The organism is Allobosea sp. UNC402CLCol (genome assembly GCF_000745475.1).
GTDB classification, from domain to species: Bacteria; Pseudomonadota; Alphaproteobacteria; order Rhizobiales; family Beijerinckiaceae; genus Allobosea; species Allobosea spartocytisi.
Map to the genome: position 1 here is coordinate 281,883 of NZ_JQJJ01000009.1, position 26,717 is coordinate 308,599.

At 66.0% G+C, this 26,717-nt stretch carries 25 protein-coding genes; 9 read left to right on the forward strand and 16 right to left on the reverse strand.

From position 1 onward, the window contains the following. The first annotated feature begins 15 nt into the window (after window positions 1-15). Window positions 16-2,874, forward strand: a complete 2,859-nt coding sequence (locus GY40_RS08615) for an autotransporter family protein (RefSeq protein WP_051987682.1) — start codon at window positions 16-18, stop codon at window positions 2,872-2,874. A 168-nt stretch (window positions 2,875-3,042) separates the two neighbouring features. Here GY40_RS08615 and GY40_RS08620 read toward each other — a convergent pair whose 3' ends face one another. Next, window positions 3,043-3,936: a LysR substrate-binding domain-containing protein gene (locus tag GY40_RS08620; protein ID WP_038360894.1), complete on the reverse strand. Its 894-nt coding sequence runs from the start codon at window positions 3,934-3,936 to the stop codon at window positions 3,043-3,045. Window positions 3,937-4,044: 108 nt separating this feature from the next. Here GY40_RS08620 and psrA point away from each other — a divergent pair, with 108 nt between their 5' ends. The 6 genes from psrA to GY40_RS27510 all read left to right on the forward strand — a co-directional run bounded on the left by psrA (window position 4,045) and on the right by GY40_RS27510 (window position 9,381). Continuing rightward, on the forward strand, window positions 4,045-5,133 hold the full coding sequence (gene psrA, locus GY40_RS08625; RefSeq protein WP_038360897.1) for an iron-containing alcohol dehydrogenase PsrA: 1,089 nt from the start codon (window positions 4,045-4,047) through the stop codon (window positions 5,131-5,133). 78 nt (window positions 5,134-5,211) lie between these two features. Then, window positions 5,212-6,087, forward strand: a complete 876-nt coding sequence (phnD, locus tag GY40_RS08630) for a phosphonate ABC transporter substrate-binding protein (protein ID WP_038360899.1) — start codon at window positions 5,212-5,214, stop codon at window positions 6,085-6,087. A gap of 29 nt (window positions 6,088-6,116) precedes the next feature. Further along, complete coding sequence (gene phnC / locus GY40_RS08635) at window positions 6,117-6,926, forward strand: phosphonate ABC transporter ATP-binding protein (RefSeq protein ID WP_038360902.1); 810 nt, start codon at window positions 6,117-6,119, stop codon at window positions 6,924-6,926. 15 nt (window positions 6,927-6,941) lie between these two features. Further along, window positions 6,942-7,745, forward strand: a complete 804-nt coding sequence (gene phnE / locus GY40_RS08640) for a phosphonate ABC transporter, permease protein PhnE (protein WP_051987683.1) — start codon at window positions 6,942-6,944, stop codon at window positions 7,743-7,745. Window positions 7,746-7,770: 25 nt separating this feature from the next. After that, entirely contained in the window at window positions 7,771-8,001 is a 231-nt protein-coding gene (locus GY40_RS27505) for a hypothetical protein (RefSeq protein WP_156115905.1), read from the forward strand. Window positions 8,002-8,445: 444 nt separating this feature from the next. After that, window positions 8,446-9,381 carry a hypothetical protein gene (locus GY40_RS27510; RefSeq protein ID WP_156115906.1) on the forward strand — a complete coding sequence of 312 codons (936 nt, stop codon included), beginning with the start codon at window positions 8,446-8,448 and terminating at the stop codon, window positions 9,379-9,381. A 566-nt stretch (window positions 9,382-9,947) separates the two neighbouring features. On the opposite strand, the gene GY40_RS08645 is transcribed toward GY40_RS27510, so the two are convergent. Both GY40_RS08645 and GY40_RS08650 read right to left on the reverse strand, forming a co-directional pair. Further along, window positions 9,948-10,970 carry an LLM class flavin-dependent oxidoreductase gene (locus GY40_RS08645; protein ID WP_038360904.1) on the reverse strand — a complete coding sequence of 341 codons (1,023 nt, stop codon included), beginning with the start codon at window positions 10,968-10,970 and terminating at the stop codon, window positions 9,948-9,950. Window positions 10,971-11,165: 195 nt separating this feature from the next. Then, window positions 11,166-11,615, reverse strand: coding sequence for a GNAT family N-acetyltransferase (locus GY40_RS08650; protein WP_038360907.1), 450 nt, complete (start codon window positions 11,613-11,615; stop codon window positions 11,166-11,168). A gap of 115 nt (window positions 11,616-11,730) precedes the next feature. Between GY40_RS08650 and GY40_RS28220 the strand changes: the two genes are divergently transcribed. Next, window positions 11,731-12,018 carry a hypothetical protein gene (locus GY40_RS28220; RefSeq protein ID WP_248311127.1) on the forward strand — a complete coding sequence of 96 codons (288 nt, stop codon included), beginning with the start codon at window positions 11,731-11,733 and terminating at the stop codon, window positions 12,016-12,018. Between the two features lie 202 nt (window positions 12,019-12,220). Here the strand turns inward: GY40_RS28220 and GY40_RS08660 are convergent, their stop codons facing one another. Then, on the reverse strand, window positions 12,221-12,706 hold the full coding sequence (locus tag GY40_RS08660; RefSeq protein ID WP_038360910.1) for a peroxiredoxin: 486 nt from the start codon (window positions 12,704-12,706) through the stop codon (window positions 12,221-12,223). A 50-nt stretch (window positions 12,707-12,756) separates the two neighbouring features. Continuing rightward, entirely contained in the window at window positions 12,757-13,620 is an 864-nt protein-coding gene (locus tag GY40_RS08665; protein ID WP_051987684.1) for a protein-disulfide reductase DsbD domain-containing protein, read from the reverse strand. 174 nt (window positions 13,621-13,794) lie between these two features. Here GY40_RS08665 and GY40_RS08670 point away from each other — a divergent pair, with 174 nt between their 5' ends. Continuing rightward, window positions 13,795-14,406 (forward strand): YqgE/AlgH family protein, encoded by a 612-nt coding sequence (locus tag GY40_RS08670; RefSeq protein WP_051987685.1) that lies wholly within the window; start codon window positions 13,795-13,797, stop codon window positions 14,404-14,406. 194 nt (window positions 14,407-14,600) lie between these two features. Here GY40_RS08670 and GY40_RS08675 read toward each other — a convergent pair whose 3' ends face one another. The 11 genes from GY40_RS08675 to ctaD form a co-directional block, all read right to left on the reverse strand. Next, window positions 14,601-17,459 carry an EAL domain-containing protein gene (locus GY40_RS08675; protein ID WP_248311148.1) on the reverse strand — a complete coding sequence of 953 codons (2,859 nt, stop codon included), beginning with the start codon at window positions 17,457-17,459 and terminating at the stop codon, window positions 14,601-14,603. A 158-nt stretch (window positions 17,460-17,617) separates the two neighbouring features. After that, a complete protein-coding gene (locus GY40_RS08680) occupies window positions 17,618-18,217 on the reverse strand; it encodes a GNAT family N-acetyltransferase (RefSeq protein WP_038360913.1) in 600 nt (199 codons plus the stop codon). A 6-nt stretch (window positions 18,218-18,223) separates the two neighbouring features. Continuing rightward, on the reverse strand, window positions 18,224-19,528 hold the full coding sequence (locus tag GY40_RS08685; protein ID WP_038362286.1) for a M16 family metallopeptidase: 1,305 nt from the start codon (window positions 19,526-19,528) through the stop codon (window positions 18,224-18,226). A gap of 32 nt (window positions 19,529-19,560) precedes the next feature. Further along, on the reverse strand, window positions 19,561-20,976 hold the full coding sequence (gene thrC, locus GY40_RS08690) for a threonine synthase (RefSeq protein ID WP_038360916.1): 1,416 nt from the start codon (window positions 20,974-20,976) through the stop codon (window positions 19,561-19,563). 85 nt (window positions 20,977-21,061) lie between these two features. Then, a complete protein-coding gene (locus GY40_RS08695; protein ID WP_051987686.1) occupies window positions 21,062-21,826 on the reverse strand; it encodes an SURF1 family protein in 765 nt (254 codons plus the stop codon). Further along, window positions 21,823-22,197, reverse strand: coding sequence for a DUF983 domain-containing protein (locus GY40_RS08700; protein ID WP_038360917.1), 375 nt, complete (start codon window positions 22,195-22,197; stop codon window positions 21,823-21,825). Before GY40_RS08700 ends, GY40_RS08695 begins: the two co-directional genes overlap by 4 nt. A gap of 75 nt (window positions 22,198-22,272) precedes the next feature. Next, a complete protein-coding gene (locus GY40_RS08705) occupies window positions 22,273-23,136 on the reverse strand; it encodes a cytochrome c oxidase subunit 3 (protein ID WP_038360920.1) in 864 nt (287 codons plus the stop codon). A 53-nt stretch (window positions 23,137-23,189) separates the two neighbouring features. Beyond that, window positions 23,190-23,810, reverse strand: a complete 621-nt coding sequence (locus GY40_RS08710) for a cytochrome c oxidase assembly protein (protein ID WP_038360923.1) — start codon at window positions 23,808-23,810, stop codon at window positions 23,190-23,192. After that, a complete protein-coding gene (locus tag GY40_RS27915; protein ID WP_166652956.1) occupies window positions 23,810-23,983 on the reverse strand; it encodes a hypothetical protein in 174 nt (57 codons plus the stop codon). The genes GY40_RS08710 and GY40_RS27915 overlap by 1 nt, the downstream gene beginning before the upstream one ends. Then, window positions 23,980-24,924, reverse strand: a complete 945-nt coding sequence (locus tag GY40_RS08715; RefSeq protein WP_038360925.1) for a heme o synthase — start codon at window positions 24,922-24,924, stop codon at window positions 23,980-23,982. Before GY40_RS08715 ends, GY40_RS27915 begins: the two co-directional genes overlap by 4 nt. A gap of 150 nt (window positions 24,925-25,074) precedes the next feature. Beyond that, window positions 25,075-26,703, reverse strand: a complete 1,629-nt coding sequence (gene ctaD, locus GY40_RS08720; RefSeq protein WP_038360928.1) for a cytochrome c oxidase subunit I — start codon at window positions 26,701-26,703, stop codon at window positions 25,075-25,077. Window positions 26,704-26,717 lie beyond the last annotated feature (14 nt).

The window sequence follows — 26,717 nt, forward strand, 5'->3', positions numbered from 1 at the left end:
TTGACGAGACGAGCGATGAAGAGCGTGGCTGCCGCTCGCGATTGTCGCCAGGCCCTGCTGCTGTCGACAGCGCTCGTCGCACTGGTCTGCGCCACCGGCCTTCCGGCACGCGCACAAATGGTCACGGGCAACAATGATCTGAATCCTAACCTTGGCCCGTCACCGAGCTGGACAATCACTGGCGACCTCGTCGTCGGCCAATCCAGTGTCGGCTCCCTGAGCATCATGAATGGCGGCGCCGTGACCAATGATTACGGCACCATCGGCGATGGCGCGGGCGGCGACGGCTCGGTGACTGTCTCGGGTGTCGGCAGCAACGGCACGGCCTCGACATGGACCAACGCCTTTGATCTCTATGTCGGATATGACGGCGCCGGAACGCTGAGCATCCTGAATGGTGGCATGGTCAGCAGCTCGGGCGGCTACATCGGTTACAGTTCCGGCAGCCAAGGCACGGTCACGGTTTCGGGCGTCGGCAGCAACGGCACGGCCTCGACATGGACCAATGCCAGCGATCTTTATGTCGGATACTTCGGTTCCGGAACGTTGAATATTCTGGCTGGCGGCCGGGTTTCAAACGCCGCCGGCAACGTCGGTGGCGGCAGCAGCGCCTTGATTAGCGGGCTTGGCTCGTCCTGGCAGAACACTGGCCGGCTGGCCGTCGGCCAGTACGGCACAGTAGGTTCGACAGGAACTTTGCGCGCCGAGGGCGGTGCGACCATTTCGAGCGCGGACGGCGTCATCGGCAGTGATACACGCGGCGACGCTGTATTGACCGGCGTGGGCACGACCTGGACCACCATCGGACAGTTCACCGTCGGCAGCTTCGGCCCAGGCACCTTGCGCATCGAAGACGGCGCGAGTGTCATCAGCAATCAGGGCTATATCGGCGCCAACGACACCGGCACGGTCACAGTGACAGGCGCGGGGTCGAAATGGGTGATGTCGCCATTCAACCTCACCATCGGCAATTTCGGAGCCGGTTCGCTGACGGTCGAGAACGGCGGGCTGGTTCGCGCCGAAGGCGGTGTTCTGCTCGGCGTTAACGCGGGAGTCAGCGGGACGCTGCTTGTGCAGGGCTTGGCGAGCAATCGCGGCGTTCTGGAAACCGGCGGCATTCGGGGCGGCTCAGGGATCGCGAGCGTCACCTTCGATGGCGGCCTCCTACGCGCGACGCGAAGCAATTCCACCTTCTTCAACAATTTCGACGCCCGCACCATCGCCATCGGCGCGAATGGCCTCGTCATCGACACGGATGGCCATGATATCGGCATCTCCCCGACCTTCACCGGCGCGGGCGCGCTGATCAAGGATGGCGCAGGCAAGCTGGAGCTGACCGGCAACAGCGGCGCGACCTACACCGGCGCCGGCAGCGTCTTGGCGGGCACGCTCGCCGTGAACGGCGTCCTCGGCGGGACGATGGAGGTCATCGGCGGCCGCCTGCAGGGCATCGGCACGGTCGGCTCCACGATCAACCAGCCGGGTGGCAGGATCGCGCCGGGCAATTCGATCGGCACGCTGACGATCAACGGCAATTACGTGGGCAATGGCGGCCGGCTCGAGATCGAAACCGTGCTCGGCGGCGACGCCTCGCCGTCCGACCGCCTCGTCATCACCGGCAGCACGGCAGGCTCGACCCTCGTCACGGTGCTGAACCAGGGTGGTGCCGGCGCACAGACCATCGAGGGCATCAAGGTCGTCGATGTCGGCGGGGCCTCGAACGGCGTCTTCACGCTCCAGGGCAACTATGTCTTCCAGGGGCAGCCGGCCGTCGTCGCCGGCGCCTACGCCTACACCCTGCAGAAGAACGGCATCAGCACGCCGAACGACGGCGATTGGTATTTGCGCTCCGCCTATATGACGCCACCTCCCACCTCACCGTCGACCGGCCCGACCGTCATCAGCCCGATCTACCAGCCCGGCGCGCCCGTCTACGAAGCCTATGGCCAGGTTCTGCAGAGCCTGAACGAGCTGCAGACGCTGCGCCAGCGCGTCGGCGAGCGCTTCGACGGCCGGCCTGACGACACGGCGAATGCGGCAGGCCGCGCGATCTGGGCCCGCATCGATGCAGCCCACAGCCGCGTCACGCCGGGCTTTTCGACCACCGGCACGAGCTACACGATCGATAGCTGGCGCCTGCAGGCCGGCGCCGACGGGCAGGTTTACGCTGGCGATGCCGGCACGCTCGTCGGAGGCGCGACGCTGCATCATGGCGAAGCGCTGGCCGATATCTCGTCGGTCTTCGGGCGCGGCAAGATCAAGGCCTCCGGCACCGGGTTCGGCGGGGCGCTGACCTGGTACGGCGCGTCAGGCTTCTATGCCGATGCGCAGACCAAGCTGAACTGGTTCGATAGCGACCTGTCCTCCACGACGGCCGGGCGTCAGCTCGCCAAGGGCAAGGGCGGCTTCGGCTATGCGCTGGGGCTGGAAATTGGGCAGCGCATCGCGCTGTCAGGTGCCTGGTCGCTGACGCCACAGGCGCAACTGACTTACTCACATGTCGATGCGGACAGCTTCGTCGATCCGTTCGGCGCCCGCGTCGCGCTCGGCGACGGCGACAGCCTGCGCGGGCGGCTCGGCATCTCCGCGGATTACCGGCAGAGCTGGCGCGACAGCGCTGGGCGGCAGGTCAATGCCTCGCTCTACGGCATCGCCAACCTGCATTACGAATTCCTCGACGGGACGACGGTAACGGTCGCCGGCACGCCGTTGACCAGCCGGGGGCAGCGGCTCTGGGGAGGGCTTGGCCTCGGCGCCAAATACGAAACGGGCCGCTATGCGCTCTATGGCGAGGTCGAGGCCCAGACCAGCCTGGCCCATTTCGCCGACAGCCACAGCATCACCGGGCGGGCCGGCCTGCGCGTCAGTTGGTAGGAAATCCATCAATGTCCCGTTCGGCCCAAAGTGGCCGTTCGAGACCGAGAACGTTCACAGGTCGCGAGGTGTCGAGAACGGAGGTTCGCAAGCCCTGGGGCGGACCCGCGTCTCCGTGGCCGTCCTTTATGCGACGAAGCCGAAGCCAACATTCCGCCTTCGCGATGATCACTGTTTGGCTGCGACGGCGTCGAAAGCGTCGCGGGCGCTCTGCACGACATTGAGAAACGCCTTGATGATCCGGCTGGATTCACGCTGTTTCAGCACGACCACATGCGCGTAAGTATAGACTTCGGCACCTTCGATCCGGATCAGTTTGAGGTTCTCGTCCGGCACGAATTCGGCTTCGGAAACATAGCTGATGCCGAGGCCATGGATCACCGCCTCGCGAATGGCTTCGCGGCTGCCGATCTCCATCATCAAGCGCGGCTTCGTGCCGGTTCTTGAAAGCGCGTCCTCGAAGGCGCGTCGCGTTGTCGAACCCTGTTCGCGCACGATCATCGGCTCTCCCTCCAGCTCCGTCAGCCGGATGGTGTCGCGTTCGGCGAAGCGATGGTCGCGGCGCACGAACACGGCGACGGGGTGACGCCTGTAGGGCATGGTCAGAAGGCGGTCGTCTTCGTCGATATAGGCGAGGACGGCGACGTCGCATCGGTAACTGGCGAGATCGTCGAGGACCTCGGCGGAGTTCCCCAGCTTCACGGCGAGCTCGATCTCCGGGTAGGCCTGGTTGAAGGCGGCCAGCATCTCCGTGACGTGGAACGGCCCGACGGCGCTGATCGACAGGCGCCCGGTCCGCAGCTCGCGCGTTTCCGTCAGGAAGGCGAGCACCTCGGCTTCCTCGGCGAAAAGCCGGGTGGTGATGGCCAGAAGCTGCCGGCCGGTATCGCTGAGCTCGCGCCGCCGGCCGCGCTTGACGAAGAGCTCGACGCCGAACTCCTCCTCCAGCGCACCGACCTGCGCCGTCAGGGTCGGCTGGCTGATATGGAAGGCGTCGGCGGCGGCGTTGAAGCCGCCCGAGCCTGCCACGAGATGGAATGATCTGAGCTGAGTGTAACGCATAGCAAAAATCTATCTAATCTGATCAAAAAATCAATTTGTCATAAGGTCTGGCTTCGGAGAGCATCCTCGCAACAAAGCCGGCAAGGCGCATCGCGAGGATGGAAACGCATGACCTGGGCGTATTGGAACCCCGTGAAGATCCGGTCCGGCAACGGCCTGCTCGATGAGGTCGCAAGCCTGATCGGTAACCGGCGCTGGGCCCTCGTCACCTATGATCAGCCCATCTTCCGCGAACTCTCCGCCCGCCTGACGGCGGTCGCCGGCGCACCTGTCGTGTCGATCACCAATATCGAGACCAACCCGGACTGCGCCGACCTCGCGCTGTCTTGCCAGCAGTTCGGCGCGGCCGAGCCGGCCGAGGTGATCGTTGCTCTCGGCGGCGGCTCGATGATCGACGCCGCGAAAGTGCTGGCGGCCAGCGGCGGCGATTTCGGGACGGTGCGCCGCCATCTCGTCGAGAAGAAGCCGCTCGACGAGAGCGCGATCCTTCCGATCATCGCCGTGCCGACGACGGCGGGCACCGGCAGCGAGGTCACGTCCTGGGCGACGGTCTGGGACGCCGCCAATGGCAGCAAGTACTCGCTCGCCCATCCCCGGCTTTATCCGGAGACGGCGGTTCTCGACCCCACCCTGACGGTCGGCGCGCCGCGCGGCCTCACGCTCGCGACCGGGCTCGATGCGCTCTCGCATGCTTTGGAAAGCATCTGGAACGTCAATGGCAATCCGGTCTCCGCCAATTATGCGGTCGAGGCTGCCAGAGAGATCATCGACACCTTGCCGCGCCTGCTGGAGCGCCTCGACGATGTCGAGCTCCGGACGCGGCAGATGCGGGCGAGCCTGCTGGCGGGGCTGGCCTTCTCGAACACCAAGACCGCGCTCGCTCACAATATCTCCTACGACATCACGCTGAAGAGCGGCACGATCCATGGCATCGCCTGCTCCTTCTCGCTGCCGATCGTGATGCGCTGGGCGATGGGCGCTGAGCCGCAATGCGACGCCGCGCTGCGCCGCGTCTTCGGCCCGGACCTCGAAGCGGGCGCCGAGCGGCTCGGCGCCTTCCTGCGCAATCTCGGCGTCTCGACCGACCCTACCGCCTACGGCGTCTCGCCGCCCGAGTGGAACCGCCTCGTCGGCAAGGCGCTCGAAGGCGAGCGTGGTCGCAACTTCATCGGAAGGCAGGCGGCCATGGCCGCCTGAGATCAAGCAAGGGGCAACGGCGCCCGCAACGGTTCACCGGCAGATCAAAAGATCGCCGGATCATCTTGGGAGGATGACATGACCATCACGCGTCGGACGATTTTGAAGAGCTCGCTGGCCGGGGGCACGCTGCTGGCGATGCCGGCTCTGGTTCGAGCAGAGACGAAACAGGTCCGCGTCGGGCTGATACCGTCCGAGGATTCGCGGGCGATGCTGGAATCCAGCCAGCAGCTCCTTGACGCCCTCCAGAAGAACCTCGGCATCCCCGTCCAGGGCTTCGTCGCCTCGGACTATAACGGCGTGATCGAAGCGATGCGCTCGAACCATGTCGACGTCGCCTATCTCGGCCCGTTCTCCTATGTGCTCGGCACCACGGTCGCCGCGATCGAGGCCTTCGCGACCGCCGAGACGGCCAAATCCAGCCGCAGCTACTATCGCAGCCTGATCATCACGCGGAAGGATAGCGGCATCAAGGAGGTCAAGGACCTCAAGGGCCGCACCTTCGCCTTCGTCGATCCCTCCTCGACCTCGGGGCATCTCTTCCCGAAGGCCGGATTGATGAAGCTCGGCTTCGATCCCGAGAAGGATTTCGGCCGTGTCCTCTTCACCGGTTCGCACGACGCCAACGCGCTCGCCGTCGCCAACAAGCGCGTGGATGCGGCGACGATCGCCGACCGCATCTTCGATACGGCCGTGCAGAAGAAGCTGGTCGATCCGGCCGACATCCAGGTCGTCTGGCAGTCCGACCCGATCCCGGAATCGCCGACCTGCTGGCGCAAGAACCTGCCCGAGGATCTGAAGGCGCAGATCAAATCCGCCTTCCTGAACATCCGAGACATCACCTGGGCCGACCAGGGCAAGCTCAACCGCTTCGTCGAGACCAACGATCAGGCCTACGACATCATTCGCGAGACGGCGAAGGTGCTGAAGCTCGATCTCACCAAGATGAAGTAGTCGCGGACGCGACCGGCGGAGAACGCGACATGATCAAGATCGAAGGCCTGAAGAAGTCCTATGCCGGCCGCCCGGTCCTGCAGGGCATCGACCTCAGCGTCAAAGCCGGCGAGTTCCTCGTCGTGCTCGGCCCCAGCGGTGCCGGCAAGTCGACCCTGCTGCGCTGCATCAACGGGCTGGCGCAGCCCGATGCCGGGCGGACCGTCATCGACGGCAAGGTGCTCGACCTGAAGCGCGGAGCAGCCGGCAAGCGCCGGGTGGCGATGATCTTCCAGCACCATAATCTGGTGAAGCGCCTGTCGGTGCTGAAGAACGTGCTGGTCGGCCGCATGGCCGGCCTGTCCTCCTTCCTGAGCATGCTGCAGCTCTTCCCACGGCAGGACGTCGCGATCGCGATGGAGTGCCTGGCGCGGGTCGAGCTCGCCCACAAGGCGAATGCGCGCGGCGACCAGCTCTCCGGCGGCGAGCAGCAGCGCGTCGGCATCGCCCGCGCGCTGGCGCAGCAGCCGGCGGTGATCCTCTGCGACGAACCGGTGGCGAGCCTCGATCCCAAGACCTCGCGCATCGTGCTCGGCTACCTCAAGGCGATCTGCAAGGCAGAGGGGATCGCCGTGATCTGCAACCTCCACCAGGTCGATTACGCCGTCGAGTTCGGCGAGCGCATCGTCGGCTTGAGTGGAGGTCGGGTGATCTTCGACGATACGCCCGACCACCTCACCTCCGAGATCGTCCACCAGATCTATCCCGGCCTCGAAGATCCCGGCATCAGCCGCGTGCTCAAGCCGCGTCCGGTGAGCCAGCCCGTGCTGGCGCCGATCATCGCCCCTGCTATCGCCTGACGGGAGGCTAGACCCATGTCCTTCGGAACGCTGCAACTCGTCATCCGCCCGCCGCAGGGTCGCTTCGGCTGGTGGGGCGTCGGCGCGATCGCGCTCGCCATCCTCGTCTTCCTGTGGTGGGCGGCGGTCGGCTCCCAGATCAACGCCAGCAACCTCTGGAACGGCATCCCCTATATGTGGGATTTCCTCGTCCGGATGGTGCCGCCCAACCCGGAATTCCTCGAACGCTTGTGGAAACCGGCGCTGGAGAGCCTGCAGGTCGCGGTCTGGGGCACGCTGCTCGGCGTGGTCATCTCCCTGCCGATCTGCTTCTTCGCCGCGCGAAACCTGAGCCCGAGCCCGGCGATCTTCCACGCGACGCGGCAACTGCTGAATTGCCTGCGTGGCATCAACGAGATCATCCTGGCGCTGATCTTCGTCGCCGCCATCGGTCTCGGCCCCTTCGCCGGCGTCCTGGCGCTCGCCATCCACGGCGCCGGCATGCTCGGCAAGTTCTTCGCCGAGGCGATGGAGGATATCGACGAGGGGCCGCTGGAGGCCTTCCGTTCGGCCGGCGTCGGCCCGTTCAAGACCTTCTTCTTCGGCGTGCTGCCGCAGGTCATGCCGACCTGGCTCGGGACGATCTTCTACCGGCTGGAGACCAATGTCCGGCAGTCGACGGTGCTCGGCATGGTCGGCGCGGGCGGCATCGGCTTCGAGCTCGTCTCCTCGATGAAGCTGTTCAAGTACCAGGACACCGCGACCTGCATCCTTGTCATCCTGGCGATGGTGCTGGTGGCGGACCTTGTTTCGTCCCGCGTCAGGGCGCTGATCCGCTGATCGGCGCCCGCACGAGGAAAGCATCATGACGCTTCACACGAAGATTGGTTCTGGCGTCATTGCGAACGGTCGCAATTATGCGCGCCCGCAGCGTCCGACGGTGGTGATCTGCATGGACGGTGCAGAACCGGCCCATATCGAGGCTGCCAGCGCCAAGGGCCTGATGCCGAACCTCGACCGGATCATGAAGATGTCCCCTTCGGCGGCATCAAGGATTCCGGCCTCGGCTACAAGGAGGGCGTCGTCGAGGCCATGAAGTCCCTCACCAACGTCAAGACATGGTCCATGCCCTGGTTCGCGTGACCTAAGCAGAACGGCGCTGAAACGCCCGGAGCCCTCATGAGGACTCCGGGCGTTTCAGCGTGAGGATTTTGCGACGGGCTGGACCTCGTTCAATCGGTCGAGGTCGAGTGCCAATCGGCGAGCCAAGCCGCCGACTCCGGATGTGATCTCCCACAAGAATGAGGGAGCCATTCACCGGAAATCCAAAGCCATTCAGGACGGCGGCCGGCAGGACCATTGATCCACCGAGCCCGCCAATAGTCGAAGCGGGGCCAGCAAGGCGCACGCTCGCAATACGTCGTCCATATGAATGAAGCGGCACCGGGCTGCGTCGGCCATTCTTGCCTGCGCGGCGCGGGGCGCCGGAATGACGCCGTTCCGTAAAATGGCTGCAACATTCTGAACGAAGGAGCTGCATATGCCGCATTTTGTCGGTATTCCGGCGACCGCGAACAGCCCCGGTTTAAGCAGCCTGGCCCTGAAAGATCCTTCAGGAAACGCCGCCATCGCAGTTTGGGCCGCCGGTATGGATTGGAGGATCCGGCTGTGTGCGCCAGGCAACGCTTTCGTGTCGATGTCCAGCAGCCGTTTTCAATCGCCGCCGCCGTACAAAAAAGACGCCAATCTGCACGTCTACTTCATGCTGCGCGGATTGAAGGCCGGAGACAATATTGCTGCATATGACGCGTCCGGCAGGCCGCAAACGGCAGCTCTGCCGATAACGTTTGCTTCCACCGACCGTCCATCGAACAACTTGCCGCCTCGGCCAAGCGTATCTTCTGCCAAGTTGATCCTAAATCCTGCAGGCGCAGAACAAGCGGATCTTAAAACCACGGGCCAAGATTGGGTCAACGGCATCGAAAAGGTAATAAAATATATCCTTGCCAATCAGATGGGTCGTCTGATTGTTAATTTCTTGCCGGGGAACGTTAATATATTCCCGTTCTTGTCTGGGGAGCAAAACGCCAATTCAACCGTTCAGTTTTCGCCGAAAAATTTTTCTGGCAGTTTGGCGCCCGGCGCTCAGCCGAACGAGATCCTCTTCCATGAATTCTGCCACATCGCGGATGGCGTATTACGAAGTTACGATCCTTTGACAGATCCTGAAACGGGAATAGTTTTCAACTATAGTGGAACTGATTTCTTCTCTGTCAATGCGACAAACGTGTACGCATCTATGAGAGGTCGGCCATTAAGAAAGGATCATGTCGGCTTCCAAGCCATGCCAGCGAAATTCAAAGACTTCGACAAATTTTGGGATTTGGCGAAGCCTAACCTGGACAAGCTCAGAGCGGCCAAACCCATTTTATACGGACAGGTGAGCGCCATCGACGCGCCTTGGAACCCGTTCTGATTGGAAGGCGGGTAGGGGCCGAAAGCCGAGCTGTTTGAGAGGCGCTGGCCCTGCCGGGGCGGTCGCCGTCGAAAACTTATCCCCGCCCTTGCAGGCCGCGCCTATCCTCGGCCCACCTCATCCCGAGGGGCAGCCATCCGGAGGTGTGCCGTTGGTGGGGATGGGGTCGGCGCCTGCGGGTGGAGTCACGATCCACTCCCGGGAGGCTTCGGGGCACCGCCCTGGGGGTACTACGGCCCCTGTGCGAGGAGCTCGCTGGAAGGCTCGGCGGCAACGGACGGCGCGAGCAACGACGCGACAACCCGATGAGGGGAACTGGCGTCCGAGTTCGCCTCTCCCGACCCGCAAAGCCATATAAGCGCGGCCCGGAGACTTAAGAACGCCGGAAGCGGAGCGCCACGGGGCGTGCGGAAGGTGGCTCAATCCTTCCGCGCCGCATCCTGGCTCAATGGAAGCGGCTTTATATCCACCGCGCCTCGCGGCGCTCCGCTGCCTCTCATCTGTCAACGCCCACGCGAGAGCGCGGGCGGTGAAGGTGCGTGCGCGGGGTGCCTGTGGCTTTTGCCTCAGCGCCAGCCGAGCGGCGGCGCGACATGCTTCAGGATCGCCTCGATCACATGGGCGTTGTAATCGACGCCGAGCTGGTTCGGCACGGTGAGCAGCAGCGTGTCGGCCTCGGCGATCGCCTCGTCCCGTGCCAGCTCCTTGACGAGCTTGTCCGGCTCCGCCGCATAGCTGCGGCCGAAGATGGCGCGGGTGGTGTCGTCGATGAAGCCGATGGAATCGTCGCCCTCATTGCCGCGGCCGAAATAGGCGCGGTCGCGGTCATCGACCAGGGCGAAGATACTGCGGCTCACCGAGACGCGCGGCGTGCGGCTGTGCCCGGCCTCCTTCCAGGCTTCGCGATAGGCGCGGATCTGCTTCGCCTGCTGGATGTGGAAGGGCTCGCCGGTCTCGTCGTTCTTCAGCGTCGAGCTCTGCAGGTTCATGCCGAGCTTGGCGGCCCAGATGGCGGTGGCGTTCGAGCCGGCGCCCCACCAGATGCGCCCGCGCAAGCCCTCGGAATGCGGCTCGAGCCTGAGCAGCCCCGGCGGGTTCGGGAACATCGGGCGCGGATTGGGCTTAGCGAAGCCTTCGCCGCGCAGCACGTCGAGGAAGACCTCGGCATGGCGGCGGCCCATATCGGCGTCGCTCTGGCCTTCCGCGGGCTGGTAGCCGAAATGGCGGAAGCCATCGATCACCTGCTCCGGCGAGCCGCGGCTGATGCCGAGCTGCAGCCGCCCGCCGGCGATGAGATCGGCGGCGCCTGCATCCTCGGCCATGTAGAGCGGGTTCTCGTAGCGCATGTCGATCACGGCGGTGCCGAGCTCTATGCGGCTCGTCTTCGCCCCGGCCGCCGCCAGCAGCGGGAAGGGCGAGGCGAGCTGCCGGGCGAAATGATGCACGCGGAAATAGGCACCGTCCGCGCCGAGTTCCTCCGCTGCGACGGCGAGATCGATCGATTGCAGCAGCGTGTCGCCGGCCGAGCGCGTCTGCGACTGGGGCGAGGGGGTCCAGTGGCCGAAGGACAGGAAGCCGATCTTCTTCATGACGTCACGCCTCTGAGGGAGCGCGGGCGATGCCGCGTTCGGGGAGCGGATTGACCGACGACACGCTACGCAACGCGCCGCAGGAAAGCATGCCCCTCATATAGGCGAGCGGTGGAAGATCGGGATTGCGCCGGCGCAAATATGGCTCTGCGTCGGCGCAGTCGAAATGCTCGCGCCTGCAAGCGGCGGCGTCGCTCAGCCGAGCGGCTGCCGGTAGACGATGAACCCCGATTTGTCGGCGACCTTGTTGTAGAGCTCCTGCGCCTGGAGATTGGTTTCATGCGTCTGCCAGTAGACGCGGAAGCAGTTCTTCTCGCGGGCCATCTGGTTCACGGCCTCGATCAGCTTGCGGCCGACGCCGGTTCCGCGCGCCTCGGGAACGGTGAACAGGTCCTGCAGATAGCAGATGTTCCGTTCGCTCCAGGTCGAGCGGTGGATGACCCAATGGGTGATGCCCAGCGCCTTGTCGCCCTGGAAGGCGATGAAGCCGCCCATCGGCTCCGTGCCGCCGGTCAATCGCCCGAAGGTGACGTCGTCGAGCTCGGCGGGAAGCGTCGATTTGTAGAAGGTCAGATAGCCATGCCAGAGCGGGGTCCAGGCGGCGCGGTCGGCGGCAGCAAGCGGGCGGATCGTGATCTCAGGCATCGGCATCTTCCTCCAAGGAGAAAGCTAGCGCCTGCCTGGTGCCTTGTCTCATGACAAGCCGAGATCGGAAGGATCAACGGAAGGGTGTGCGGCTGTGGGAAAGCGAGGCGCAGACTTGGCGGCACTGGATTCGGCACCATCTATCCCTGCGACCAAATTCGCGGCGATCGCTGCTATAGATGGCGCGAATGCCGAAGATGTCCCGGCAGAGCAGGAGCAGATTGTGACCGAGCGATTTGAACGGCATCGCCAACCCTGGACACATGAGGAACTTGAGAAGCTAAAGTTGCTCGCCAAGAAGGGCATGGCACTGAAGGCGATTTCGAAAGCGATGACCCGTAGCGAGGAATCCATCAAGGACCGCGCCAAACTCGATGGAATTGGGATCGCCAAGCTCCGTTAGCCGGGTTTACGGCAAGGCCTTGGGCCCAAAGCCGAGGTCCGTTTCTGGTGCGATGGCGATATCCCGAGCGGCGCTCCATGAAACCCGGCCATCCATCCCGCTCCAGGCATTCGCCTTGCCGAACGGCTTGACCTCCGACGCCCAACAAAAAGCCCGCACGATTGCATCGCGCGGGCTCGATAATTTTCGGTCGTAAAACCGCTCAGAGCTGGCCGAGCATCGTCTCGGCGCCGGAGGCCTCGGCCTTGCCGGCGGCTTCCTCGACATTGAGCGCCTTCACCACGCCGTCCTCGACGATCATCGAGTAGCGCTGCGAGCGGGTGCCGAGGCCGAAGCCCGAGCCGTCCATCGACAGGCCGATCTCCTTGGCGAAATCGGCGTTGCCGTCCGCGAGGAACTCGATCACGCCGGCGCCGCCGGTGGCCTTCGACCAGGCGTCCATCACGAAGACGTCGTTGGTCGAGGTCACCATGATGGCGTCGACGCCCTTCTCCTTGATTTCGGCCGCCTTGCCGACATAGCCGGGCAGATGGTTGCGATGGCAGGTCGGGGTGAAGGCGCCGGGCACGGCGAAGAGAACGACCTTCTTGCCCTTGAACAGCTCGTCCGTCGTCCTGGCCGCGGGGCCGTCTGCGGTCATGATCCGGAACGTCGCCTGCGGAAGCTTGTCACCCACCTTGATGGTCATGCGCCTGTTCTCCAGAAAGCCCGCGGCATCGACGCCGCCCGGTTCAGGGCTTACGGCTTGGCGGCGGGGATGTCGAGGTCGAGCCGCGTCTCCACCGGCTTGGGCGAGCCGCGCACGGTGAAGATCAGCGGGATCGGCCCGGCGACGCCCTTGGGCCGGTCGTTGATCCTGATCTTGGCCGTGACGGTGCCGTCGGCCTCCGGCGTCAGATGGGTTTTGCCGAAGGACCACATGCCGGGACCTTCGACGAAGATGTCCTCGACCTTGCCGCCGGGCGGCGTCTGCAGCACGAGCTTGAGGCCGGGATCGACGACGGTGTCGTCAAGCCCGACGTCGAGGAGGGCGAGCTTGCCGTTATGCGGCCCCGGCTTCACCGGAACGGGAACGCGCGCCTCGTAGCTCTCCAGGCGCGGCGAGGTCACGGTCGTCACGCCCGGTTCGAGCCACAGGCTGGCCTCGCCCCTGGCGGGGATGCAGATCTTCTCGCAGACCGCATAATCGAGCTTGAGCACGACCATGACCGGCCGCGACGGATCGACCGGCTGGACCGATATCGGGATCACCACCTCGCCGACATAGCCGATCGAATAGCCGGCCGAGTCCTGGAAGCGCTCCGGCACCGGCCAGCGCACGTCGAGCCCGCCGATATTGGTCGATCCGCTCCAGTCGAAGGCGGGCGGCACGCCGAACTCGCCGGGGGTGCGCCAATAGGTCTTGAACCCCGGCGACATCACGATCTCGACGCCGACGCGCTGCTTGCCAGTCGGCGTGGTCGGGCCGGCGATCAGACGCAACCTCGCATGCTCGCCGGTCGACCAGGGCGACGTGGCGGCTTCGGTCGTGGCGTCCTGCGCCTGGGCGACCGTGCCGAAGGCGAGAAGGGCGAGGGCCAGCAGGGGAAGGATCCGGATCACAGCTTTGCCTTAACCAGTGCCAAGCCGAAAAGCGAACAAAACCTCTGCCTCTCACATGATTGCGACGACACGCCGGGGCCGGATCTTCGTCGAAGAATGGGGCGCAATCGCGATGCCGGCTTTTTATGCCCGATCGGCGTTTCCCGTGCGCGGGAAGTGATCTAGCATGGCGGCATGAAGATCGGCCCACAAACGCGCCTCGGCAGCCGCAGCTATCTCGACGGGCAGTGCCTGATCGCGATGCCCGGCATGACGGACACGCGCTTCAGCCGCAGCGTCGTCTATGTCTGCGCCCATTCCGAGGACGGGGCGATGGGCATCATCGTCAACAAGCCGGCTGCGGACACGAAATTCCCGGACCTTCTCGTCCAGCTCGACGTGATTCCGTCGGAGGAAATCATCCGCCTGCCGAGCCGGGCGGAGAAGATGCAGGTGCTGCGCGGCGGCCCGGTCGAGACCAAGCGCGGCTTCGTCCTGCATACCGCCGATTTCTTCCTGGAATCGGCGACCTTGCCGATCGACGACGGCATCTGCCTCACCGCGACGCTCGACATCCTCAGAGCCATCGCCGTCGGCACCGGGCCGGAGAACGCGGTGCTCGCCCTGGGCTATGCCGGCTGGGCGGCCGGGCAGCTCGAGGCCGAGATCCAGTCGAATGGCTGGCTGCATTGCGAGGCCGATCCCGCGCTGCTCTTCGACGAGAGCGTCGAGACGAAATACCAGCGCGCGCTGGGCAAGATCGGTATCGATCCGGCTTTCCTGTCGCGCGAGGCCGGGCACGCGTGAAGGTCCGGCGTCATGCTAGCGCTTGACCGTCTCCTGGCAGTCCACGGAACCACGGAGTCATCCCGGGCTTGACCCGGGATCCCTGCCGGAGCTCTTCCGGTTGGTGCTCCGGCATGGGTCCCGGATCTCCGCTTCGCTGCGTCCGGGATGACCTGCTTCTTCGTCGTCTCTTCCGAAGGGCGTCAGCTTCAGCGTTACGCCGCCTCGGTCGCCGCGGCCGTCGCGCCCATCAGGCGGCGGGCTTCCGCCGCCGTCATCGGCTGGCCGAAGATGTAGCCCTGCGCATACTGGCAGCCGAGCTGGTAGAGCTCGATCGCGTCGGACTCGCTCTCGGCTCCTTCCGCGACGACATCCATGTTGAGGTCGGAGGCGAGCTGCACGATCGAGCGCAGGATCACGGGCGGGCGGCCATTGCCCATCTGCCGCACGAAGCTCTGGTCGATCTTGATCGTGTCGAAGGGGAAGCGCTGGAGATAGGACAGTGAGGAATAGCCCGTTCCGAAATCGTCGAGCGAGAGTCCGGCGCCGAGATCGCGGATGCGCTGCAGCATTTGCGCCGCATATTCCGGGTTCTCCATGACGAGGCTCTCGGTGATCTCGAGCTTGAGCGTGCCGGGCAGCACGCGCCGGCGCCCGAGCACGGTCTTCACGTCATGCAGCAGGTCGTGCCGCAGGAGCTGGCGGCTCGACACGTTGACGCTGGCGAAGATCGGCGGGTCGACCTCGAGCGCGGCCTGCCAGGCCTCGAGCTCGCGCGCGGTCTTGTCCATGACATAGATGCCGAGATCGACGATGAGCCCGGTCTCCTCGGCGATGGCGAGGAAGTCCTGCGGCATCAGCCGGCCTTCGCGCGGATGGTCCCAGCGCACCAGCGCCTCGAAGCCGGCGATGGTCCGGTCCTCCAGCCTGACGATCGGCTGGTACATCACCTGGATCTCATTGCGCTCGATCGCCTTGCGCAAATCGCTTTCGAGCGCGAGCCGGTCGTTGCGGTCTGTCCGCATCGCCGGGACGAAGATCTCGATCCGGTTGCCGCCCTGGCGCTTGGCGTGGGCCATGGCGAGCTCGGCGTTCTTCAGCGCGTCGTCCTTGCGCGCGGCGGACGGGGCGTCGAACAGGGCGAGCCCGATCGAGGGCGTCAGCACGATCTCGCGCTCGGCATAGGTGATCGGCGTCGAGACGGCGCGGCGCACGAGTTCGGCCAGCGCCAGGATGCGCTCGGGATCGCGCTCCGAGACGAGGATCATCGCGAAGGTGTCGCCGCCGATGCGGGCCAGCGTGTCCTGCGCCCGGAGCAGCCGGCCGAGCCGGCGCGCCAGCGTCAGCAGGATCGAGTCGCCGGCCGAGAAGCCGACCGATTCGTTGACCTGCTTGAAGCGATCGACATCGATGACCAGCACGGTCGGGCGGATATTGTCGTCGGCGCGGGTGAAGCCGAAGATCGCCCCGAGCCGGTCCTGGAACAGCTTGCGGTTGGGCAGGCCGGTCAGGTTGTCGTGCACGGCGTCGTGCAGCATCCGTTCCTGCGCCGTGCGCTGGTCCGTGACATCCGCCAGCGTGCCGATGACGCGGATGACCTCGCCATCCGAGCCGAGCACCGGACGGGCCTTGATGTTGACCCAGTGATAGGTGCCGTTCGCGGCGCGCAGGCGCACGTCGAGATTGAGCTTGCCGCGCCGCTGTTCCAGCACCGCGTCGAGCGTGACGCGGTAGCGGTCGCGGTCGGCGACATGCATGTGTTCCAGCCAGCGGGCGGCCGAGCCTTCGAGCGAGCCCTTGGCCAGGCCGAGCAGGGCCTCGATCTGCGGCGAGACGAAGATCTTGTCGCCGCTGACGTCCCAGTCGAAGACGAGATCGCCCGAGCCCGAGAGCGCCAGTGCCCGCCGCTCGGTGTCGGAGACCAGACCGTGCGAGATCGCGCCGCCGGCGAAGGCGTGCTGGATCACGGTGAAGCCGATCAGCAGCACGATCAGGACGAGGCCGCCGAGCAAGGCGGGCGCGACGAGATCGCGTTGAAACTGCCCGGTCACGGTGAAGCCGGCCGCCGTCACCCAGACGGCGAGCAGGAACCAGGTCGGGATCAGCATCACCGCCCGCTCATAGCCATGGGTCGCCAGATGCACCACGAGCACAAAGCCGACGGCAGCCACGGCCGCGATCGAGATGCGGGCGATGCCGGCCGCCATCGGCGCGTCGAAGACGGCAAGCCCGACGAGGCCGGCGAGGCCGAGGATCCAGACGATGGTGACGTGGCCGTAGCGCACATGCCAGCGCGACAGGTTGAGATAGGCGAAGAGGAAGACGAGCAGCGTCGCCGCCAGCACCACCTCGGCGCCGGCGCGATAGATTCGCTCGATGGCCGGTGTGAGTGGGAAGAGCCGCTGGAAGAAGCCGAAATCGAGCCCGGCATAAGCCAGCACCGCCCAGGCCAGCGCCGCCGCAGCCGGGAAGATCACCGCGCCCTTGACCACGAAGATGATGGTCAGGAACAGCGCCAGCAGGCCGGCGATGCCGATGATGATGCCCTTGTAGAGCGTCAGCCCGTTGGTCTTCTGGCGATAGGCGTCCGGCTCGTAGAGATAGAGCTGCGGCAGGTTGGGCGATTTCAGCTCGGCCACGAAGGTCACGGTCGTTCCCGGATCGAGCGTGATCAGGAAGACATCGGCATCGGGGCTGGCCTCGCGGTCAGGCGAGAGGCCCTGGCTCGCCGTCACCGCTTCGATGCGCCGGTCGCCGAGATCGGGCCAGACCACGCCCGATCCGATCAGCCGGTGGAAGGGCGCGACCAGCAGCCGGTCGATCTGCTCGTCGGAATCATTGGTCAGCGCGAAGACGATCCAGTCCGGCCTGGCGCCGGATTCGCGCGCCTTCACCGCGATGCGGCGCACGATGCCGTCCGGCCCCGGCGCGGTCGAGATCTGGATGACGTCGCCGTCGGATTTGTTGCGCTCGACGATGTGGGTGAGGTCGATGACCGGCGCGTCGACCGGCACGCGAACCGCGTCGACGGCGTTTGCCGGCCCGATGCCGGCGCAGCAGAACCACAAGGCCAGACCGGCGACGGCGAGGCCGATCCGGAGAATTCGCTCGGAGATGGACAAGCTGCGCTCGGCTACCAGGCGGGATATGATCGTTCGATATTGAAGCAAAAGTCCTATCGGCCGCTCGTGGCGAGGGCAAGGCAGGGCGCGCCTGCCGTCCACTGCCGCGGTCAACGGCTTGCCCCCGGCAGGCGGTCGTTGGAAAGGGCGGCATAGAGCAGGTGATCGGCCCAGACGCCGTTGATCTTGAGATAGGCCCGCGCCAGCCCTTCGGGCTGGAAGCCGACACGCTCCAGCAATCGTCGCGACGGCTCGTTATTGGGCAGGCAGGCCGCCTCGACGCGGTGGAGCGCCAGCTCCGAAAAGGCGAAGCGCAGCGCCCCGCGCACGGCCTCGGTCATGTGCCCTTTGCCGGCATGGCGCTGGCCCATCCAGTAGCCGAGCGTACAGGCCTGCGCGACGCCGCGCCGGATCAGCCCCAGCGTCAGCCCGCCGAGCAGGGTTTCGCTATGGCTCTCGAAGATGAAGAGCGAATAGGCCTCGTCCGTGGAGATCTCGCGCGCGGCGCGCTTGGCGCGCAGCCGGAAGGCGTTGCGGGTGAGGTCGTCCTCGTTCCAGGTCGGCTCCCAGGGCGCCAGGAATTCGCGGCTTTCCATGCGCAGCACCGCCCAGGTGGCGAAGTCGTCGATGGAGGGCGCGCGCAGGTAGAGATTCGGCGTCCGGATCAACGGGCGGCTCTGCGGCTCGCTCGGGAAACGGAAGAGTGCCATCGTCGCTCAGTCCGCCGCTCGCGCCGCCTGGCGCAGTCGCTTCGCCGGCGGCAATCCATGGAGGGGGCCGATCGCCGCGATGGTCGGCTGGTGGCCGAGCAGCGAGCGGCCGGCATTGCGCACATCCGCCAGCGTCACCGCATCGAGCCGCGCCGCGAGCTCCTCGCGCGGGATCGCCCGGCCGAACAGCAGCACCTGCCGCGCCATCTGCTCGAGCTTGCCGCCCGGGCTCTCGAGCGAAGCCAGCAGCCCGACCTTCATCTGGGCGCGGGCGCGGGCGACCTCGACCTCGGTCACGTCTTCCGCCGCTTGCCGCAGGCAGCCGAGCGCGACCTCGATCAGCTCGTTGGCATCCTCCGGCGCGGTGCCGGCGCCGATGCCGAAAACGCCGCAATCGGAGAAGGGCCAATGGAAGGCGTCGATGGCATAGGCGAGGCCGCGCTGTTCGCGCACCTCCTGGAACAGCCGCGAGGACAGCCCGCCGCCGAGCACGGAAGCGAAGATCTGCAGCGGATAATGCGCTCCTTGCGCGAAGGGCAGGCCGGGCAGGCCGAGCACGAGATGCACCTGCTCCTCGTCGCTGCCGATCCGCGCCTCGCCGCCGCGATACTCGCCGGGCTCGCGGATGAGCGGCACCGCCGGCCGCGCGGGCAGGGCGGAGAGATGCTTGCGGGCGAGTGCGACGAGCTCGTCATGGTCGACGGCGCCGGACGCCGCCAGCACCATGTTCCCGGCATGGTAGTTCCGGGCGAGATAGGCGCGGATGGCGTCGGGCGTGAAGCCCTTCACCGTCTTGGCCGTGCCGAGGATCGGCCGGCCGATCGGCTGGTCGGGGAAGGCGGCTTGCAGGAAGCGATCATAGACGAGGTCGTCCGGCGTATCCTGCACCGCCGAGATCTCCTGCAGGATCACGCCCTTCTCGCGCTTCAGCTCCTCCTCGGTGAGGGCCGGCGCGGTGACGATGTCGGCGAGGATGTCGACCGCGAGCGCAAGGTCGGCGCCGAGCACGCGGGCGGTGTAGCAGGTGTATTCCACGCTGGTCGCGGCGTTGAGGTCGCCGCCGACGCTCTCGATCTCCTCGGCGATCTGCAAGGCGCTGCGCCTTGCCGTGCCCTTGAAGGCCATATGCTCCAGAAGATGGGCGAGGCCATGCTCATGGGGCAGCTCGTCGCGCGAGCCGGCCCCGATCCAGATGCCCAGCGAGACGGTCGCCGCATGCTCCATGTGCTGCGAGACGATCCGCAGCCCCGAGGGCAGGGTGGTCAGGCCGACATCGGGATCATGCGCGCCGCGGCTTTCGTCGGGAGCCACGATCTCGGCCAGCTCGGCGGGCGCGGCCACGCTCACGCTGCGGCCCCCCGCACGGCGCGGGCATGCTCGCGCACGAAGGTCTCGATCGCCGCGAGGTCGTTCGGCAGCAACGTAACCCGCTCCTTGCGCTCCATCAGATCGGCGAGATGCGCCGGAAGCACGGGCTTAACGCCGCTGGCCGCTTTCACGGCGGCCGGGAACTTGGCCGGATGGGCGGTGCCGAGCACGATCGTTGGCGTTGCCGCGTCGCGGGCGAGCTTCTGGCGGGCGGCGCCGATGCCGATGGCGGTGTGCGGATCGGCGAGGTAGCCGCTCTCGGTCCAGGTCTGGCGGATCTCGGCGGCGATCTCGCTCTCGCTGAGCGCCGTCGCCTCGAACTCGCTGCGGATGCGGGCGAGCGGCTCGGGCCCGATCTCGAAGCGGCCGGACTGCTGCAACGATTGCATCAACCGCCGCACGGCGGCGCCGTCGCGCCCATGCGCCTCGAACAGCAGCCGCTCGAAATTGGAGGAGATCTGAATGTCCATCGAAGGCGAGGTCGTCGCCTGGACACCACGCATCTCGTAGACGCCGCTCGCCAGCGTGCGGGGCAGGATGTCGTTGCTGTTGGTCGCGATCGTCAGGCGCTCGACGGGCAAGCCCATCCGCTTGGCGACCCAGCCGGCGAGGATGTCGCCGAAATTGCCGGTCGGCACTGCGAAGGACACCTTGCGGGCGGGCGCGCCGAGCGAAACCGCCGCCGTGAAGTAATAGACTACCTGCGCCGCGATGCGCGCCCAGTTGATCGAATTGACGCCGGAGAGGCCGATCTCGTCGCGGAAGGCGTGATGGTTGAACATCGCCTTCACCAGGTTCTGGCAGTCGTCGAAGGTGCCTTCGACCGCGATGGCGTGGACGTTCTCCGCATCGACCGTGGTCATCTGCCGGCGTTGCACGTCCGAGACGCGGCCCTGCGGATAGAGGATGAAGACGTCGACGCTCTTCAGCCCCTTGAAGGCGTCGATGGCCGCGCTACCGGTGTCGCCGGAGGTCGCGCCGACGATGGTGGCGCGCTGGCCGCGCAGGCCGAGCGTGTGGTCCATCAGCCGGCCGAGAAGCTGCATCGCCACGTCCTTGAAGGCGAGCGTTGGGCCGTGGAAGAGTTCGAGCACGAAGAGGTTGTCGCCGATCTGCGTCAGCGGGCAGACGGCCGGATGCCGGAAGCCGGCATAGGCGTCGTGGATCATCCGGCCGAGCGCCTTCGGCTCGACATCGCCGTCGCTCAGCGCGCCGATGACGCGCTCTGCCACGGCCGCATAGGACTTGCCGGAAAAGCCGGCGATCTCGGCGGCGTCGAGCGTGGGCCAGCTCTGCGGCAGATAGAGCCCGCCGTCGCGGGCAAGCCCGGTCAGGAGCGCGTCGGAAAAGCTGAGCGCCGGGGCTTCGCCCCGGGTGGAGACATGCAGCACGGTCTTGGGCCTCTTTGATCTATATCTGATGCTATAGGCCGGTCTGCTGCTTTGGGCAAAACCGTTTGATGTCGATCCTGCGGCCTTAGGCCGAGCTCGCGCCTTTCCGACCCTGCCAGGCATAAGCTCCGAACACCCCGATCAGGGTCAGCGCGAGCGCGAACCAGGTCAGCGCATATTGCAGGTGATTGTCGGGAATGCGCCCGATGAGCTCGCGCACATCGACGCCGGCCGGCGGCGTCAGCCCGTCGCCCTCGCGCTCGGCCTCCAGATAGAAGGGCGCCGGCGGCAGGTTGAGGGCGGCGGCGATGGCCGCGGGGTCGCGGGTGTAGAACTCGCGGATCGCCGGCAGGTCCGCCGGCGTGAAGGCGTTGCGCGTCTCCGGCGCGCGCAGGAAGCCGCGGATCGTGTCCGGGCCGGAAGCGGGGCGGATCTGCCCGAATTTGCTTTCGGGCACGAAGCCGCGATTGACGAGGATGACGCCGCCATCCTCCAGCCTGAAGCCCTGGAAGATCCAGCGCCCGAAGCCGGAGAGCTGGCGCGTGCCCGGCGGTCCCGCCGCGATCGTGGTGCGCACGCCCGCGACATGCTCGTCGGTATAGCTGCCCTTGGCGACCACATGGGTCAGGTCGAGCGCGCCGGCGTCGAGCTTCGCCCAGTCGGCGCTCGGCGGCATCGGCGCCGGGGCGCCCGCGGACTGGGTCTCGAGCCGGTCGATATAGGCGCGCTTCTCCTGCATCCGCTCGAGCTGCCAGGTGCCGAGCCCGCAAAGCACTACGGCGCCCAGAACGGTCAGGAGCCCCGGTAGCAGCAGGCCGGGTCTCTTCGCCTTGGCTGACGGGGAGGTCACTTCTCGCGCCTGCCTTCCTCGGCCTTGTTGACGTATTGCAGCGCCACCGCGAGCCCCTTCATCGGCCGCAGCAGCGCGAGGCAGATGGCGATCGCGAGCGGCAGCCAGATGGCGAGATGCAGCCAGATCGGCGGCTCATAGGCGATCTCGACATAGAGCGCCGCCCCCAGCACCACGAAGCCTGCGATCAGCATGATGAACACGGCCGGCCCGTCGGCGGAATCGGCGAATTTGTAGTCGAGCCCGCAGGCGCTGCAGCGCGGCTTAAGCTTGAGGAAGCCGTCGAAAAGCGCGCCCTCGCCGCAGCGCGGGCAGCGCCCGGCGAGCCCCGTCGCATAGGGGGAGGGAAGGGAGGGTTGAGGTTCGGCCATTGATGCCTCCTGAACGAAAAAGGCGGCCTCGCGGCCGCCTTCTGTCAGCGCGACCGCCGGGCGCGCGGCAGCCGGTCAGTGCCCGGCAGCGGTCTGTGCGCCAGCGCCCCAGACATAGATCGAGACGAACAGGAACAGCCAGACCACGTCGACGAAGTGCCAGTACCAGGCGGCGAACTCGAAGCCGAGATGCTGCTCCGGCTTGAAGTGGCCAAGATAGGCCCGGTAGAGGCACACCGCCAGGAAGATCGTGCCGATGATGACATGCGCGCCGTGGAAGCCGGTCGCCATGAAGAAGGTGGCGCCGTAGATGTTGCCGCTGAAGGCGAAGGCGGCGTGCGAGTACTCATAGGCCTGGCACAGCGTGAACAGCAGGCCGAGGATCACGGTCAGCCACAGGCCCTGCTTCAGGCCGGCCCGGTCATTGTTGATCAGGGCGTAGTGCGCCCAGGTCACGGTGGTGCCGGAGGTCAGCAGGATCAGCGTGTTGAGCAGTGGCAGATGCCAGGGATCGAAGGTCTCGATGCCCTTCGGCGGCCAGACGCCGCCGGTGAAGTCGTGGCGCAGGAAATTGATCTGCTCGTAGGAGAACAGGCTCGCGTCGAAATAGGCCCAGAACCAGGCGACGAAGAACATCACCTCGGAGGCGATGAACATGATCATGCCGTAGCGGTGATGGAGCTGCACCACGCGGGTATGATGGCCTTCCTTCTCCGCCTCGCGGATCACGTCCATCCACCAGGACAGCATGGTGTAGAGCACGCCGAGCATGCCGACGCCGAAAACCAGCGGGCCGATATGCAGGCCGCCGATCGGCAGGGCCTTCATCCACATCACGGCGCCGATCGCCATGATGGTCGCGCTGGTCGCGCCGATGAGCGGCCACGGGCTCGGATCGACGAGGTGGTAATCGTGGTGCTTCGTATGGGCCCCGGCCATCGTATTCGGTCTCCGCGTGCGACTTCTTGTCCGCGCTCTCTGTGAGCGCGCTTTTACAGTTTCGGATTCTTCGCGTCACCCTTGGCGGTGCCGGCCTGGTCCTCGGCGACCGGCTGCCCTGCCTTGGAGGCGAAGTAGGTGTAGGAAAGGGTGATGGCCTTGATGCCGTCGAGATCGCGATTCTGCGCGATTTCCGGGTCGATGTAGAACACCACCGGCGCCTCGAAGCTCTCGCCCGGCTTCAGCGTATGCTCGGTGAAGCAGAAGCACTGAATCTTCACGAAATAAGCCGCGCTCTGCTCGGGCGTGACATTGTAGGTCGCGATGCCCGTCACCGTGCGGTCGGAGCGATTCGTGACCTTGTAGAACACCGTCTGGGTGATGCCGACCTGCGCGCTGATCTCGGGGCTCTCGGCCTCGAACTTCCAGCCGAGGCCGGGCGCGACATTCGCGTCGAAACGCACGGAGATGAAACGGTCCAGCACCTTGCCGGTCGCGGCGGTGCCGATCTGCGGCGTGCCGCCGAAGCCGGTGACCTTGCAGAACAGGTCGTAGAGCGGCACGGCCGCGAAGGACAGGCCGAGCATGCTGAAGGCGACGCCGACGCAGATCAGCGCCGTGCGGGTCGATTTCGCGGAATGCGTCGCCACGCGGCTGTCGGAGGGCTTCGTCATCACAGCGGCCGGTTCATGATGGCCGGGCCGGTCTTCACCAGCGTCACCACGAAGAAGAAGACCACCAGCCCGGCCAGAACCAGCGCGAGCGCCAGGTTCCGGCGCCGACGGCGCGCCATGTCCTCCGGAGAGAAGGGCGCCGGCGCGACCTTTCGGTTGTGATTCTCGCTCATCCGATCACCTTCGGCAGCGTCCACATCAGGCCGAAGCCGTTCTCGACGAGCAGCACCGCGAAGAGCAGGAACAGATAGAGGATCGAGAAGCCGAACAGCGACCAGCAGGCCTTGATCGCGGCTTGCCCCTCGGTGCGGCGCCAGACCTGGATCGAAAGCCAGATCATGGCGAGCCCGGTCGTGACCGAAACCACGAGATAGATCAGTCCGCCGAAGCCCATTAGCGCCGGCAGCACCGCGACCGGCGCCATGACCAGCGAATAGAGCACGATCTGCCGGCGCGTCGCGGCCGGGCCGGCGACATTCGGCATCATCGGGATGCCGGCGCGGGCGTAATCGGCGGATTTGACCAGCGCCAGCGCCCAGAAATGCGGCGGCGTCCACAGGAAGATGATCGCGAACAGCACCAGCGAGTGCCAGCCGAACTGGCCGGTCACGACCGCCTCGCCGATCATCGGCGGGAAGGCGCCGGCGGCACCGCCGATGACGATGTTCTGTGGCGTCCAGCGCTTCAGCCACATCGAATAGACGACGGCATAGAAGAAGATGGTGAAGGCCAGCATCGCCGCCGCGAGCAGGTTGGCGACGAGCCCGAGCACCAGCACGGAGCCGACCGAGAGGGTCAGCCCGAAGGCGAGCGCCTCGGAGGGCAGGATCCGGCCTGACGGAATCGGGCGCTTGGCCGTGCGGCTCATCAGCGTGTCGATATCGGCGTCGTACCACATGTTGAGGCAGCCCGAGGCGCCGGCCCCGACCGCGATCGCCAGCAGCGCCGCCAGCGCCAGCACCGGGTGCACCGTGCCGGGCGCCGTCGCCATGCCGGTCAGCGCCGTCACCACGACGAGCGACATCACCCGCGGCTTCAGCAGCGCGAAGAAATCGCGCGCCTCGCCGGTGGAGGCGATGGTGCCTTCGGTGTGGGTTTCAAACGCGGCGGACATCGATCTGATCGTCTTCGTACTCTTTGGATCGGCACCGTTCAGGGGGCCGGGGCATTGCGAGCGGTTTGCGGTCGCCCGTCTCCGGAACGCCTCTCGAGAGGCGCTCGGGGGAAGGGCGGCGGCGGACCCTGAGGTCCGCCGCCGGTCGTCTCAATGGTCCGAGCCGGTGATGCGCGGCAGCGTCTCGAACTGGTGGAAGGGCGGCGGCGAGGACAGCGTCCACTCCAGCGTCGTCGCGCCTTCGCCCCACGGATTGTTGCCGGCGAGTTCCTTGCGGCTGAACGCGACCACGATGCCGTAGAGCCAGACGAGGAGGCCCGCCGCGAAGATGTAGGAGCCGATCGACGACCAGAAATGCCAGCCGGCGAAGGCGTCCGGATAGTCCACATAATGACGCGGCATGCCGGCGAGCCCGAGGAAGTGCTGCGGGAAGAACAGCAGGTTCGCGCCGATGAAGGCGATCCAGAAGTGCAGGCGGCCGATCCAGTCCGGCATGATGTAGCCGCTCATCTTCGGGAACCAGTAGTAGAAGCCCGCGAAGATGCCGAACACGGCGCCGAGCGACAGCACGTAGTGGAAGTGGGCCACGACGTAATAGGTCGCATGCAGCGAGCGATCGACGCCGGCGTTGGCCAGCACCACGCCGGTGACGCCGCCGACGGTGAACAGGAAGATGAAGCCGATCGCCCAGACCATCGGCGCGGTGAAGCGGATCGAACCGCCCCACATCGTCGCGATCCAGGAGAAGATCTTGATGCCGGTCGGCACCGCGATGACCATCGTCGCGAACACGAAATAGCGCTGCGTGTTGAGCGAAAGGCCAGCGGTGTACATGTGGTGCGCCCACACGATGAAGCCGACGACGCCGATCGCGACCATCGCGTAGGCCATGCCGAGATAGCCGAAGATCGGCTTCTTCGAGAAGGTCGAGATGATGTGGCTGACGATGCCGAAGGCCGGCAGGATCATGATGTAGACTTCGGGGTGACCGAAGAACCAGAACAGGTGCTGGTACAGGATCGGGTCGCCGCCGCCGGCCGGGTCATAGAAGGTGGTGCCGAAGTTGCGGTCGGTCAGCAGCATGGTGATCGCGCCGGCGAGCACCGGCAGCGCCAGCAGCAGCAGGAAGGCGGTGACCAGCACGCCCCAGGCGAACAGCGGCATCTTGTGCATGGTCATGCCAGGCGCGCGCATGTTCAGGATCGTGGTGATGAAGTTGATCGCGCCCAGGATCGAGGCCGCGCCCGCCAGGTGCAGCGACAGGATGCCGAAATCGACCGACGGCCCGGGATGGCCCGCCGTCGAGAACGGCGGATAGATCGTCCAGCCCGTGCCGACGCCGTTGGCGCCGGGCGCGCCGGGCACGAAGAGCGAGATGACGAGCAGCACGAAACCGGCGACCGTCAGCCAGAACGAGATGTTGTTCATGCGCGGGAAGGCCATGTCCGGCGCGCCGATCATCAGCGGCACGAACCAGTTGCCGAAGCCGCCGATGACGGCGGGCATGACCATGAAGAAGATCATGATCAGGCCGTGGCCGGTGACGAAGACGTTGTAGGTCTGGCCGCTCGAGAAGATCTGCAGGCCCGGATACATGAGCTCGATGCGCATCATGATCGACAGGAAGCCGCCGACCAGGCCCGCAATGATCGAGAAGATCAGGTAGAGGGTCCCGATGTCCTTGTGGTTGGTGGACAGAAGCCAGCGCCGCCACCCGGTCGGGTGGTCATGGGCTGCGTCGTGTCCGTGGTCGTGAGCGTGCGGTGCCGCGGTTGCCATGGTCTAGTCTCCTC